This window comes from Aquabacterium sp. UBA2148 (genome assembly GCF_002328915.1).
GTDB lineage: Bacteria > Pseudomonadota > Gammaproteobacteria > Burkholderiales > Burkholderiaceae_C > Aquabacterium > Aquabacterium parvum.
Genome location: NZ_DCXA01000044.1, coordinates 1 through 13,258 on the forward strand (window position 1 = coordinate 1; position 13,258 = coordinate 13,258).

A 13,258-nucleotide genomic window follows, 5' to 3' on the forward strand; every position below is an offset into this window, starting at 1 on the left:
TGACCGAAGGCTTGGCGGTGTCAGGAGAGGGTGCGGGCGCGGCGGACATGGCGGGCGTGGTCCTGTGTCGGAAGGATCACGCATTGTGGCGCATGCCCACTCGCCACCATCCATCGGCTTTTGGCGAGCGCCCGACCTGGACGGCTCCCACGTCGCCGCCGACACAAAGGCGATCCGGAGACACCCCCGAGGCCTTGCGCTGTGCCTCAGCGTGCGGCGTTGAGCGCGTCGCGCGTCTGCTGGGCCACGCGGCGCGCAGCGCTGGCGAAGTCGTCGCCGCTGCTGGCATACAGCACGGCGCGAGAGCTGTTGACCACGATGGTGCCGGTGATGGCGCCACTCGCATCGGTCTTGAGGCCCGCCTTGACGGTGGCGACGGCGTCACCGCCTTGTGCGCCCACACCGGGGATCAGCAAAGGCAGCGTCGGTGCCAGCTCGCGCACCCGCGCGATCTCTTCGGGGAAGGTCGCGCCCACCACCAGGCCCATCTGGCCATTGGTGTTCCAGGGGCCTTGCGCTTGGCTTGCGATGTGCTCGTACACGCGCGGCTGACCTTCGATGTCGGCCAGGCGCAGGTTCTGCAGGTCGGAGCCACCCGGGTTGGAGGTGCGGCACAGCAGGATCACGCCCTTGCCCGGGTATTTCAGGAAGGGCTCCATCGTGTCGAAGCCCATGAAAGGCGACAGCGTCACGGCATCGGCCTGGTAGCGCGTGAAGGCCTCGTGCGCGTACTGGTCGGCGGTCGAGCCGATGTCGCCGCGCTTGGCGTCGAGGATGACGGGCACGTTGGGCGCCGCGCGGCGCATGTGCGCCATCAGGCGTTCGAGCTGGTCTTCGGCGCGGTGGGCCGCGAAGTAAGCGATCTGCGGCTTGAAGGCACAGACCAGGTCCTTCGTGGCGTCCACGATGGCCGCGCAGAAGTCGTAGATCCGGTCGGGCTGGCCCTTCCAGGCACCCGGGAACTTCGAGGGCTCGGGGTCCAGGCCCACGCAAAGCAGGGAGTCGTTGAGTTGCTGCGCGCGCAGCAGTTGCTCGGTGAAGATCATGCGGGGGCCTCGTCTGGTGCGACCGGGTGCTGCCTGAACGGCGCTCACTTGCCGATGCGTTGAGCCAATTCCACGGCCTTGCCGATGTAATTGCCCGGGGTCATGGCGCGCAGGCGGGCCTTCTCTTCCTCGGGCAGCTCCAGCGTCTCGATGAAGGCCAGGATGGACTCCTTCGTGATGGCCTTGCCGCGTGTGAGTTCCTTCAGGCGCTCGTACGGGTTGGGCAGGGCATGGCGGCGCATCACGGTCTGGATGGGCTCGGCCAGCACTTCCCAGGAGCTGTCGAGGTCGTCGGCCAGCGCTTGCGGGTTGACTTCGAGCTTGCCCAGGCCACGTGCCAGGCTGTCGTAGGCCAGCAGGGCGTAACCCAGCGCCACACCCATGTTGCGCAGCACGGTCGAGTCGGTCAGGTCACGTTGCCAGCGGCTGATGGGCAGCTTCTGGCTCAGGTGGGTCAGCACCGCGTTGGCCAGGCCCAGGTTGCCTTCGGCGTTCTCGAAGTCGATCGGGTTGACCTTGTGCGGCATGGTCGACGAACCGATTTCGCCAGCCTTGGTCTTTTGCTTGAAGTAGCCCAGGCTGATGTAGCCCCACACGTCGCGCGAGAAGTCGATCAGGATGGTGTTCGTGCGCGTGACGGCGTCGAACAGCTCGGCCATGTAGTCGTGCGGCTCGATCTGGATGGTGTAGGGGTTGAAGGTCAGGCCCAGCTGGTTCTCGATCACCGACTGGCTGAAGGCTTCCCAGTCCTTCTCGGGGTAGGCCGAGAGGTGGGCGTTGTAGTTGCCCACGGCGCCGTTCATCTTGGCCAGCAGCTTGACGTCGGCGATGCGCTCACGGGCGGTCGCCAGGCGGGCCACCACGTTGGCGATCTCCTTGCCCACGGTGGTGGGCGAGGCGGTCTGGCCGTGGGTGCGGCTGAGCATGGGGATGGCAGCGAACTGGTGCGCCATGCCGCTGAGCGTGCCGATCAGGCCGTCGATGGCCGGCAGGACCACCTGCTCGCGTGCGGCCTTGAGCATCAAGCCGTGGCTGGTGTTGTTGATGTCTTCAGACGTGCAGGCAAAGTGCACGAACTCACCGGCCTTCTCCAGCTCGGGCTGCCCGGCAAAGCGCTGCTTGATCCAGTACTCGACGGCTTTGACGTCGTGGTTGGTCGTCTTTTCGATGTCCTTGATGGCCTGGGCATCGGCCTCGGCGAAACGCGCCACCAGGCCGCGCAGGAAGCCGCGTGCGGCCTCGGACAGCGGTGCCAGCTCGGGCAGGCCGGCGTCAGACAGGGCGATGAACCACGCGATTTCCACCTGCACGCGGCGGTGCATCAGGCCGAACTCGGACAGCAGCGGGCGCAGGGCTGCGACCTTGGGCGCATAGCGGCCGTCCAGCGGCGAGAGGGCGGTCAAGGCGGAAAGTGCAGAGGGGTTCATGGCTCGGTCCCAGGTGACATCAGGCAAACCCGCGATTTTACCTGCTGCCCCACTCCATGGCCACCTCCACCCGGGCGTGACGAGCCGGCCAATGACGCATCACGCTGTGCAACGCCACCCTCGAGCGCAGGGTGACCGACCGGGCGCGAAGCGCCCAAGCACGGTGCTGGGCCCATGGCAGGTAGATGCCGCCGGTGCCCACAACCAGGCAAGCCTGCAGCAGGTGCTCACCCAACAAGGACCGGGCCGAGAGCACACACCGAAAGCGCAGGCTGCGGTTGCCCGTCTGATCCCACACCAGGCAGAACAAACGAGCCTGCCATTGCCACCAGCTCGTCAGGACCCAGACCAGGGCGATCGCCCCACCCACCAGCACCGCACCCATCTGCCCCCAGGCGGGCGACAAGGCCTGCACCGCCCACACAGCGACCAGCGCCAGTCCACCCAGGGCAGCCCCCAGCCAGGCGGTCTGCACCCACTGCCTCAGGCAAGCCTGGCGGACCTCGGCACGGCGGGCCTGCCAACGCAGCCGCAAAGGCCCCACCCTGGCGCCCGACTGCCGAAGCCCGGCCAGACGCCAGGCACCTTCGGACAGCAGCAACACCCCCAACAAGGCCCAGGCAACGCCACCCACCGCCCAAGTCACCTTCGGCGGGCGCCCCAGTGCCAGCCAGGCCGCCACCAGCCAGACGCCGCCCAGCAGCCACACCAAAGGCGCTGCCGCCGCCCGCCAGGCATCCGACACCCGGCCCTGCCACGCCAGGGGCCGGCGCCCCCAGCTCATGCGATTGACGCGATGCGACACGGCTGCCAGCCACAGCATGGGCCAGCTCAGCATCGCGATGGTGAGCCCGGCCAGCCCCGCCCATGGGCTGTCGAGCGCGGCCAACCCACCCCCGGACAACAAGGCCATGACCAACAACTGCCTCACCAGCATCGCCCAAGGCGAGGCGTGATCGTCCAGCACCTGCCCACCCAGCTGCGTGTGCTGCAACAGGTGGCGACGGCAACGCAAACGTGCCCAGGGCAGGCCCAGCCCCAGCGTGAACAGGGTGAACAGCGCGCCCTGCAACCACGTGGACGCGTAGTCGTCGGCGTGCGAGGTGAACTGCACCGGCCAGGTGTCAACGGCCCGCTTGGGCAAGCGAGGCAGGCCACGCCGCAGCCCCACCACCGACGAGGAGGGCGCGGTCGAGGCTTCAGACTCGGGCGAGGACGACAAGGCGGCAGACAACAAGGGCCCCTTGGGATCGAAACAGTGAGCAGGCTCCCAGCAAGGGCTCGGCCAGGATGTTCGCAACTGCGACAAATGTAATGGTGTGATTCTCGCAGCCCCGCTGGAGTCCCCCGCATGGGCGGGTTCCCTGGGGAGTTCAAAGGGGTTCCGGACAGGCGGTCACTCGGCAGATAAAATCCGACGCAAACACACATCGCGACACAGAATGAAACTGATCGGATCCCTGACCAGCCCCTTCGTCCGCAAGGTACGCATCGTGCTGGCCGAGAAAAAGCTCGACTACAAGTTCGAGGTGGAGGACGTGTGGGCCGCCGACACCACCATCGCCACGTCCAACCCGCTGGGCAAGGTGCCCTGCCTGGTGATGGAAGGCGGCGAGGCCGTCTTCGACTCACGCGTGATCGTCGAATACGTCGACACCCTCTCGCCCGTGGGCAAGCTCATCCCCCTGAGTGGCCGCGAGCGCGTGGAAGTGCGCACCTGGGAAGCCCTGGCCGACGGCCTGCTCGACGCCGCCATCCTGGCCCGCATGGAAGCGACCTGGTCGGGTCGCACCGAGGCACAACGCAGCCAGGCCTGGATCGACCGCCAGCTCAGCAAGGTGCACGCCAGCCTCAAGGCCATGAGCCAGGGCCTGGGTGACCGCGCCTGGTGCACCGGCATCCACCACAGCCTGGCCGACATCTGCGTCGGCTGCGCGCTGGGTTACCTCGACTTCCGCTTCCCGGAAATCGACTGGCGCGCCGACCACCCCAACCTGGCCCGCCTGTTCGAGAAGCTGGCGCAGCGCCCCGGCTTCGCCGACACGGCGCCGCCCAAGGCTTGAACACCCGGCCCCTGAGACTCGCACGGGGCCGCGTGACCTGGCGCTGCACTCAGTCGGTCAGCTCGAACGACTCGGCGCGAGCGCGCAACCAGTACTGCTCGAACACCGGCTGGCTCCACGGCACGGCGCCGCGTTCGGCCGCCAGCAACTCGCCGGCCTTCATGTAGGGCAGCAGGTTCGACAGCCGCTTGACCTCCACCCCTGACACCCGCCGCACGATGTGCTCGGCGGTGATCTCGTTGGGGTGCCTCAGGCCAGCCGCTTGAACCAGCTCCTGCAGGGCATGCAGGGTGTTGCGGTGATAACGCAGCACCCGCTCGGCCTTGTCTGGCACCACCAGCGCGCGCTGGCGCATCGGGTCCTGGGTGGTGACGCCCGTTGGGCAATGCCCGGTGTGGCAAGCCTGCGCCTGAATGCAACCCAGCGCGAACATGAAGCCCCGCGCCGAATTGCACCAGTCGGCGCCCAGCGCCATCATGCGGGCGATGTCGAAAGAGCTGATGACCTTGCCTGCGCAGCCGATCTTGACGCGGTGCCGCTCACCCAGGCCGACCAGCGTGTTGTGAACCAGCAGCAGGCCTTCCTGCAGCGGCGCGCCCACGTGGTCGGTGAACTCCAGCGGCGCCGCACCCGTGCCGCCTTCGGCCCCGTCGACGACGATGAAGTCCGGCCAAAAACCCGTCTGCTGCATGGCCTTGACCATGGCGAACCACTCCCAGGGGTGGCCCATGCAGAACTTGAAGCCCACCGGTTTGCCACCTGAGAGCTGGCGCAGCTTCTCGATGAACTGCATCATCTCGATCGGCGTGGAGAAGGCGCTGTGGCTGGCTGGCGAGACACAGTCCTGGCCCACCGGCACCTCGCGCGCCTCGGCGATCTCGGGCGTGACCTTCGGGCCCGGCAACACCCCGCCATGCCCAGGCTTGGCCCCCTGGCTGATCTTGAGCTCGATGAGCTTGACCTGAGGCTCGCTCGCGTTGGCGGCGAACCGCGCCTCGTCAAAACGGCCATCGGCGCTGCGGCAACCGAAGTAGCCCGAGCCGATCTCCCAGATCAGGTCACCACCGGGCCCCCGGTGGTAGCGGCTGATGGAGCCCTCGCCGGTGTCGTGGGCAAAGCCCCCGCGCTTGGCGCCCGTGTTGAGCGCCAGGATCGCGTTGGCGCTCAGGGCCCCAAAACTCATCGCCGAGATGTTGAACAGGCTGGCGCTGTACGGCTGGGTGCAGGACGAGCCGCCGGCGCCAATCGTCACGCGGAAATCGTGCGAAGGCAGGTGCGTCGGGCTGACCGAGTGGCTGAGCCATTCGTAGCCATTGGCACCGACGTCTTTTTGTGTGCCGAAGGGGCGCTTGTCGGGCTCACCCTTGGCGCGTTGGTAGACGAGCGAGCGCTGCTGGCGCGAAAAAGGCGCGGCCTCGTTGTCGCTCTCGATGAAGTACTGGCGCAGCTCCGGCCGGATGAACTCCAGCAGGTAGCGCAGGTGCCCGATGACCGGGTAGTTGCGCAGCACCGAGCGCGAAGTCTGCCGGACATCGTTCAGGCCCAGCAGCACCAGCCCGCCGCCTGCGGCACTCAGGAAGGCCGCGCTCCAACCGGGCACCCGCGCCCAGCGGCACAGGCCCCAAGCGAACAGGAACCAGGCAAACGCCCACACACCGTAGCGGATGGGCACGTGTTCATTGAGTCGAATCAACCAGCGTGGCATGGTCTCCTCCGGTCTGTTTGCACGGGGCGTGCAACCTCGACACAAGCACTCTAGCCAATCGACAGCAAGGCATTCGAGAAGAAAGACCGGGTTTCGGGGAGCAGCCCCAGGGATGAACGGCACATGCATCGCCTTGGCCAAGCGGGCGAAATGCGGCTACACTTTTGACCAGCGCCGATTTGTCCTGGCCAGGAGCGATGTCTCCGGGCTCACGACGGTTCCGAATTGCGGGCGCTTTAAAAATGCCGCTAAAGAGGTCGCTGCCACCGGCCCCTGCTTCTTGCGCGGCCGGTTTTGTTTTTCCTGGGCCCTGCTCCATGTCACTTGGCATCGTCACGCCTGCCACGCTGCACTTCAGCGAACCGCTGCACCTGCAAAGCGGTGCGCAGCTGCGCGACTACTCCCTCGCCTGCGAAACCCACGGCCAGCTCAACGCCGACGCCAGCAACGCCGTGCTGGTGTGCCATGCGCTCAACGCCTCGCACCACGTCGCCGGCTTGCACGCGGGCCCCGATGGGCAGCCTCTGCCCAAAAGCCAGGGCTGGTGGGACAACATGATTGGCCCGGGCAAACCGGTGGACACCAACAAGTTCTTCGTCATCGGCATCAACAACCCCGGCTCCTGCTTTGGCTCGACGGGCCCGATGCACACCAACCCGGACACCGGCAAGCCCTACGGCGCCGACTTCCCTGTGGTGACGGTGGAAGACTGGGTCAACGCCCAGGCCCGCGTGCTCGACGCCCTGGGGGTCAAGCAACTGGCGGCGGTGCTGGGCGGCAGCCTGGGCGGCATGCAGGCGCTGAGCTGGACGCTGCAGCACCCCGATCGCGTGCGCCATTGCGTGGCCGTGGCCACCGCTCCCAAGCTGTCGGCACAGAACATCGCCTTCAACGAGGTGGCGCGGCGCGCCATCGTCACCGACCCCGACTTCCACGGCGGCCACTTCTACGAGCACGGCGTGGTGCCCCGCCGCGGCCTGCGCGTGGCGCGCATGATCGGCCACATCACCTACTTGTCTGACGACGTGATGGAAGAGAAGTTCGGCCGCGAAATGGTGGGCCGCGCCATTGGCGACGCGCCCAGCTACAGCACCCAGGACATCGAGTTCCAGGTCGAGAGCTACCTGCGCTACCAGGGCGACAAGTTCAGCGACTACTTCGACGCCAACACCTACCTGCTGATCACGCGCGCGCTGGACTACTTCGACCCGGCCCGCACGCATGGCGGCAAGCTGGCGGCGGCCATGGCCAAAGCGCTGGCCAAGTTCCTGGTCATCAGCTTCACCACCGACTGGCGCTTCTCGCCGGCGCGCTCGCGCGAGATCGTCAAGGCCCTGGTCGACAACCGCCACGACGTGAGCTACGCCGAGATCGACGCGCCGCACGGCCACGACGCCTTCCTGCTCGACGACCCGCGCTACCACGGGGTGGTGCGCGCCTACTTCGAGCGCATTGCGCAGGAAGTCCAAGGAGTGCGCGCATGAACGCCGTGCAATTGCAGGCCTCGCGCCAACGCTTTCACCGCACCATCGCCGATCTGATCCCCAAAGGCTCGCGCGTGCTCGACCTGGGCTGCGGCAGCGGTGAGCTGCTGGCCCTGCTGCGCGACGAACGCGGCTGCAGCGGCTACGGCATCGAGCTCGACGACGCCCAGGTGATGGCCTGCGTGGCGCGCGGCATCAACGTCATCCAGCACAACCTCGAAGAAGGCCTGGCCCTGTTCGAGGACAACAGCTTCGACGTGGTGCTGCAGCTCGACACGCTCCAGCACCTGCGCAACACCGAGGCCATGCTGCGCGAGACCGCGCGCATCGGCCGCGTGGGCCTGGTCAGCTTCCCCAATTTTGCGCACTGGCCGCACCGACTCAGTGTGTTGCGCGGGCGCATGCCCGTCACGCGTGCACTGCCCTACCAGTGGTACGACACGCCCAACATCCGCGTGGCCACGTTTGCCGATTTCGAGGTGCTGGCGCGCCGCAACGGCTTGCGCATCGTGGAGTCGTTCGGGCTGCACGAGGGCGAAGTGGCGCGCACCTGGCCCAACCTGATGGCCAGCTCGGCGGTGTTCCAGTTCGAGCGAGCCTGAGCGGCTGCGATCGGGCCATTCACCGATCGCTCACGGGCCCTGAACGGGCAAAAAAAGGGGCGCTCCCCGCCAAGGGAGCGCCCAAACGCTCTGGTCAAACAAACGGCTCGAAAGCCGCAGGCCCCTCGTGCTGCCTGGCTCGTGTCTGGCGGGCGCCAGCTGAGAGAACCAATCAGCGAACCCGCATGAGGATATGCATTTGGCGTGCCAGCTTGCTTGATGCGGGTCATGCGCATCGGGCACAGATGGCACGCACATGAAAAAGGCGCCCGAAGGCGCCTTGTGTGGTCCGGTGCGAGGGACTGGCGATGCAGCCCCCGCTCGAGCCCGATCAGAAAGCGTGCTTGACGCCCACTGCGAAGGTGCGACCGCCCTTCAGGTCGGACAGCTTTTCGCTGGAGAAGGCGACGTACACGTCGGTGCGCTTGCTGATGTAGTGGTCGTAGCCCAGGCTGAAGATGCGGCTCTTGGCGTCGTCACCCACGAAGATGTCGGCGAGCTTCCACTTGGCTTGGCCGTAGGAAGCCAGGATGGAGCCGGAGGCGGAAACAGGCACGGACACGCCGACTTGCAGCACGTCAGACTTGTCGAATGCGCCCAGCAGCAGGCTGGTGTCTTCGTACTTGAAGTTGGTGTACTGGCCAAAGGCCTTCAGCACGCCGAAGTCGTAGCTGGCGCCGAAGTTGATGGCCTTGTATTCGCCAGGGTAAGCAGGAGCCGCAGCGGGCGTCACGCCACCTTCGAGGTACACCACCATGGCGCTCAGGGGACCATTGTTGTAGGCCAGCGAGACGGTGTAGCTGTTGGAGGTGCCGGCGGCGGCGCTTTCCTTGGGCGAGTACTGCAGCGAACCGCTGAAGCCAGCGAACACCGGGGTTTCGTAGGTGATGGAGTTCACCCAGCCCGTGTCGGTGTAGTTGCTGTTGATGAACACGCCATTGTTGAGGCCGCTGCTGGTCGAGCCCAGGTCATAGAAATGCCGCATGGTGGGCGAGAAGGTCATGGAGCTGCCGAACGGGTTGTACAGCAGGCCCGAGGTGAAGATGGCGTTGTCGTACTGACCCAGGATGACCTTACCGAAACCACCGCTCAGGCCGACCCACGAGGCACGGCTCCAGAACTGACCAGCCTGGTTGGGAACGTTCGAACCGCTGTCGACACCGATGAAGGACTCCAGGGCGAACTCGGCCTTCAGGCCACCGCCCAGGTCTTCCACGCCGGAGAAGCCGATGAAGCTGGTCATCATGTCGCCGCTTTGAACGCGGGTCGTCGACTTGGGCTCGTTGTTGACGATGTCAACGGGCTTGTAAGAGCCAAAAGAAACGTCCAGCGAGCCGTACAGCTTGACGCTGGACTGGGCTTGGGCGGCGCCAACCAGGGCCAGCAGGGCGGCGGCGGCCACCAGGTTCTTCTTTGCAAACATCAGGTTCTCCTAGCAATGGGAAGAAGGTTGTTATCTCTGCACCGCAGGCAATCGAGGCCAAGCTGTGCCGAGGAACTTGTTGGGACAAACTGTCCTCGCCGATCATTTAAGCAAGAATCATGCTCACTTGAACCCCCGTGTGTTGCATCTACGCAACTTGCGAGGCCGGACGACCGGCTGCCAATAAGCAAGCTCCAGGCCAGGTGTTTTGAGGCAAAAAAAAGCGCCCCCGAGGGGGCGCTTTCAAGTCTGGTTCAAACAAGGTGACCGCGTTCAGCGGTCAGGTGTCATGCTTCAGAAAGCGTGACGCAGGCCAACGGCCAGCAGGTTGCGGCTGGACTTTTGGTCAGGGTTGATGGCGATGCCTTCCTTGTAGGTCTCGCGGGTGTAGGCAGCGTAAGCGCTGGTGCGCTTGGACAGGCTGTGGGTGTAGCCCAGCGAGTACTGACGGGACTTGTCTGCACCTTCGGTGTCATCGACGGTCCGCTTGCCGGAACCGAACGAAGCCAGGACAGCGCCGTTGGCCGAAACAGGCACGGACACGCCCAGTTGGAAGTCACGGGTCTTGGCGTCGCCGTCGATGTTCTTGACCGAGATCTTGGCGTTCTGGTACTGAGCGAACACCTTGGCCACGGTCAGGTCATAGCTGGCGCCCAGCAGGTAGCCGGTTTGCTTCTGGTTGGTGGCAGCACCTTGGGTGTTGCGCACGTCGCCGTACACCAGCGAAGCGGCCAGGGGGCCGTTGGTGTAGTTGGCCGACACGGCGTTGCCGCCCGAGCGGTAGTTGGTGGCGGTGGAGCCGTTGGCTTCCTTCAGGCTGGTTTGAGCCGACAGGGTCAGGCCGGACAGGCTGGGCGAGACGTAGGTCAGGCTGTTGGACCAGCTGTCGCTGCCAACGCTCAGGAAAGCGAAGTCACCGGAGCTGCCGGAGTTGCCGAAGGGGTTGAACTTGGTGGTTTCTTCCTTGAACAGGCTTTCACGGCGGCCAGCGTGCACGGCACCGAAGTCACCAGCGACGCCAACGTAGGCGTTGCGACCGAAGAAGTTCGAGGAACCGCCCGAGGCAGCACCGCTGTCCACGGCGATTTCAGATTCCAGCTTGAAGACAGCCTTCAGGCCACCACCCAGGTCTTCGGTGCCACGCAGGCCGAAGTACGACTCGGTCATGCGACCCGATTCGATGTTGGTGACGGTGCTCGACTGGGCGCCGTAGGGCTTGTTTTGGTCGCGGCCGATGGACACGTCCAGGTTGCCGTACAGGGTCACGGACGATTGGGCAAAGGCGGAGGTGGCGGCGGCCAGGGCGGCCAGAGCGATCAAGTGCTTTTTCATTCAGATTCTCCTTCAGGGTTTTTGCACCAACAATGTGCATCCAGGACAACCAAACGCTTTTTGGCGTCCGGAAAGTCAGGCGGAACATCGCCGAGCTGCTGCCGATTGTGTTGGATCAACGGGCAAAACTCAGGACGAACCCTCAAGAGAAACGAAGGTTTACCCCCTTATGGGGTGCATTCGCACCAAAATAGTTGCGAGCACACCACACTGGGGCATCCAGAAGATTCCGGACAAACTCAACGAGCCCACACGGCCAGGATCTGCTCCCCGTAGGCCTCGAGCTTCTTGGCCCCCACCCCACTGATCGTGGCCAACTCGCCCAGAGAGGTGGGCGCCAGGCGCGCCATCTCGGCCAGGGTGGCGTCGTGGAAGACGACGTAGGCCGGCAGGTTGTGCTCGCGGGCCACCTGGGCACGCCAGGCTTTGAGCAATTCGTAGCGGGCCAGCGCGTCGCCGTCGAGCGGGATGGGCGGGGCCGAGGCCTTGCCCCGCGCCGGTTTGCTGCGCGAACCCGGCTCGGCCGCCTGCTTGAGCACGATGCCGACCTCGCCTTTGAGCACCGCGCGGGCGCTGGCGCTCAGGCCCAGGGTGTTGAACTCACCCTCGGCCACGACGTGACCCAGGGCGATGAGCTGGCGCAGCACGGCGCGCCATAGCGCCTCCGACAGGTCGGCGCCGATGCCGAAGGTGCTGAGCGATTCGTGGCCGTATTGCGCCACCTTGTCGGTGCGCCGGCCGCGCAACACGTCGATCAGGTGGCCAGCGCCAAAGCGCTGCTGGCCGTGCTGCCAGAAGCGGTAGATGCCGCTGAGCAGCTTGCGGGCGGCTTCGGTGCCGTCCCAGGTCTGGGGCGGGTGCAGGCAGTTGTCGCAGTTGCCGCAGGGCTGGCTGGCTTCGCCGAAGTAGGCCAGCAGGCGCACGCGGCGGCAGTCGTGGGCCTCGGCCAGGGCCAGCAGGGCGTCGAGCTTGGCGCGCTGCACGCGCTTGAAGTCGTCGTGCGCCGGGCTCTCGTCGATCATGCGGCGCTGGTTGACGACGTCGGCCAGGCCGTAGGCCAGCCAGGCTTCGGCCTCGGCGCCGTCGCGGCCGGCACGACCCGTCTCCTGGTAGTAGGCCTCGATGTTCTTGGGCAGGTCGAGGTGGGCGACGAAGCGCACATCGGGCTTGTCGATGCCCATGCCGAAGGCCACCGTGGCCACCATGACCAGGCCGTCTTCGCGCAGGAAGCGGTCTTGATGGCGCTGGCGAACGGCCGAATCCAGGCCTGCGTGGTACGGCAGGGCCGAGATGCCCTGCTCTTTGAGCCACTCGGCGGTGTCTTCGACCTTCTTGCGGCTTTGGCAGTAGACGATGCCGGCTTCGCCCTCGTGCTCGTCGCGGATGAAGCGCAGCAACTGCTGGCGGGGGTTGTCCTTCTCGACCAGGGCGTAGCGGATGTTGGGGCGGTCGAAGCTGCTGAGGAAGACGCTGGCGGCATGCAGGTCCAGGCGCGTGACCATGTCGGCGCGGGTCTGGTCGTCGGCGGTGGCGGTCAGCGCCACGCGAGGCACGTCGGGGTAGCGCTCGTGCAGCAGGCTCAGCTGCAGGTAGTCTTCGCGGAAGTCGTGGCCCCACTGGCTGACGCAGTGGGCCTCGTCGATGGCGAAGAGGCTGAGCAGGCCGCGCTCGTGCAGGCTGGCCAGCTGGGCCTGAAAACGCGGGTGGGTGACCCGCTCGGGTGCCACGTAGAGCATCACCAGGCGGCCGGACATCATCTCGCGCTCGATGTGCTGGGCCTCGTCGTTGCTCAGGGTGCTGTTGAGGAAGGCCGCGTGCACGCCAACTTCTTCGAGCGCGCCAACCTGGTCGTGCATCAACGCGATCAGCGGCGAGACGACGACGGTGACGCCCAGCCCCCGGCGATGACGGGAAATGGCCGGCACCTGATAACAAAGGCTCTTGCCGCCACCCGTGGGCATGAGCACCAGGGCATCGCCACCCGAAGCCACCCGCTCGACGACGGCGGCTTGCTGGCCCCGGAAGGCCGGGTAGCCGAAGACCTCCTGCAGGATGCGCAAGGGGTCTGCGGACAAGGTAGCCGACGGGGAGGCTGAGAGGGATTCGGGCAGGGCGGACACGCGGACAGGACAAACAGGCAGACAAGGGGCTGTCCGCACACCAGCGGCCACGGCGG

10 protein-coding genes are annotated in these 13,258 nt (G+C 66.1%); 3 read left to right on the top strand and 7 right to left on the bottom strand.

Annotated features, from left to right (window positions below; all coding sequences use genetic code 11):
• Positions 1 to 206: 206 nt before the first annotated feature.
• From pyrF to B2W70_RS02310, 3 genes are read right to left on the bottom strand one after another with little or no spacing between them, the layout of a single operon-like run.
• Complete coding sequence (pyrF, locus tag B2W70_RS02300) at positions 207 to 1,046, bottom strand: orotidine-5'-phosphate decarboxylase (protein WP_058088407.1); 840 nt, start codon at positions 1,044 to 1,046, stop codon at positions 207 to 209.
• Between the two features lie 44 nt (positions 1,047 to 1,090).
• Complete coding sequence (gene purB / locus B2W70_RS02305) at positions 1,091 to 2,473, bottom strand: adenylosuccinate lyase (protein ID WP_058088406.1); 1,383 nt, start codon at positions 2,471 to 2,473, stop codon at positions 1,091 to 1,093.
• A gap of 37 nt (positions 2,474 to 2,510) precedes the next feature.
• Positions 2,511 to 3,710, bottom strand: coding sequence for a DUF898 family protein (locus tag B2W70_RS02310; RefSeq protein ID WP_286742436.1), 1,200 nt, complete (start codon positions 3,708 to 3,710; stop codon positions 2,511 to 2,513).
• A gap of 205 nt (positions 3,711 to 3,915) precedes the next feature.
• Here B2W70_RS02310 and B2W70_RS02315 point away from each other — a divergent pair, with 205 nt between their 5' ends.
• A complete protein-coding gene (locus B2W70_RS02315) occupies positions 3,916 to 4,536 on the top strand; it encodes a glutathione S-transferase N-terminal domain-containing protein (RefSeq protein ID WP_286742438.1) in 621 nt (206 codons plus the stop codon).
• A 49-nt stretch (positions 4,537 to 4,585) separates the two neighbouring features.
• Here B2W70_RS02315 and B2W70_RS02320 read toward each other — a convergent pair whose 3' ends face one another.
• A complete protein-coding gene (locus tag B2W70_RS02320) occupies positions 4,586 to 6,241 on the bottom strand; it encodes an FMN-binding glutamate synthase family protein (RefSeq protein ID WP_286742441.1) in 1,656 nt (551 codons plus the stop codon).
• Positions 6,242 to 6,558: 317 nt separating this feature from the next.
• Here B2W70_RS02320 and metX point away from each other — a divergent pair, with 317 nt between their 5' ends.
• The gene (gene metX / locus B2W70_RS02325; RefSeq protein WP_286742442.1) at positions 6,559 to 7,725 is read left to right on the top strand and encodes a homoserine O-succinyltransferase MetX; all 1,167 of its coding nucleotides are present in this window, start codon (positions 6,559 to 6,561) and stop codon (positions 7,723 to 7,725) included.
• The gene (gene metW / locus B2W70_RS02330; protein WP_286742444.1) at positions 7,722 to 8,327 is read left to right on the top strand and encodes a methionine biosynthesis protein MetW; all 606 of its coding nucleotides are present in this window, start codon (positions 7,722 to 7,724) and stop codon (positions 8,325 to 8,327) included. The genes metX and metW overlap by 4 nt, the downstream gene beginning before the upstream one ends.
• Before the next feature lie 331 nt (positions 8,328 to 8,658).
• Here the strand turns inward: metW and B2W70_RS02335 are convergent, their stop codons facing one another.
• The 3 genes from B2W70_RS02335 to recQ form a co-directional block, all read right to left on the bottom strand.
• A complete protein-coding gene (locus B2W70_RS02335) occupies positions 8,659 to 9,750 on the bottom strand; it encodes a porin (RefSeq protein WP_286742446.1) in 1,092 nt (363 codons plus the stop codon).
• Positions 9,751 to 10,044: 294 nt separating this feature from the next.
• The gene (locus tag B2W70_RS02340) at positions 10,045 to 11,082 is read right to left on the bottom strand and encodes a porin (protein WP_286742448.1); all 1,038 of its coding nucleotides are present in this window, start codon (positions 11,080 to 11,082) and stop codon (positions 10,045 to 10,047) included.
• A gap of 239 nt (positions 11,083 to 11,321) precedes the next feature.
• The gene (gene recQ / locus B2W70_RS02345) at positions 11,322 to 13,157 is read right to left on the bottom strand and encodes a DNA helicase RecQ (protein WP_286742450.1); all 1,836 of its coding nucleotides are present in this window, start codon (positions 13,155 to 13,157) and stop codon (positions 11,322 to 11,324) included.
• Positions 13,158 to 13,258 lie beyond the last annotated feature (101 nt).

Coding starts and splice junctions, on each gene's coding strand:
- pyrF (WP_058088407.1), bottom strand. CDS start 1,046: ATGATCTTCACCGAGCAACTGCTGCGCGCGCAGCAACTCAACGACTCC.
- purB (WP_058088406.1), bottom strand. CDS start 2,473: ATGAACCCCTCTGCACTTTCCGCCTTGACCGCCCTCTCGCCGCTGGAC.
- B2W70_RS02315 (WP_286742438.1), top strand. CDS start 3,916: ATGAAACTGATCGGATCCCTGACCAGCCCCTTCGTCCGCAAGGTACGC.
- B2W70_RS02320 (WP_286742441.1), bottom strand. CDS start 6,241: ATGCCACGCTGGTTGATTCGACTCAATGAACACGTGCCCATCCGCTAC.
- metX (WP_286742442.1), top strand. CDS start 6,559: ATGTCACTTGGCATCGTCACGCCTGCCACGCTGCACTTCAGCGAACCG.
- metW (WP_286742444.1), top strand. CDS start 7,722: ATGAACGCCGTGCAATTGCAGGCCTCGCGCCAACGCTTTCACCGCACC.
- B2W70_RS02335 (WP_286742446.1), bottom strand. CDS start 9,750: ATGTTTGCAAAGAAGAACCTGGTGGCCGCCGCCGCCCTGCTGGCCCTG.
- B2W70_RS02340 (WP_286742448.1), bottom strand. CDS start 11,082: ATGAAAAAGCACTTGATCGCTCTGGCCGCCCTGGCCGCCGCCACCTCC.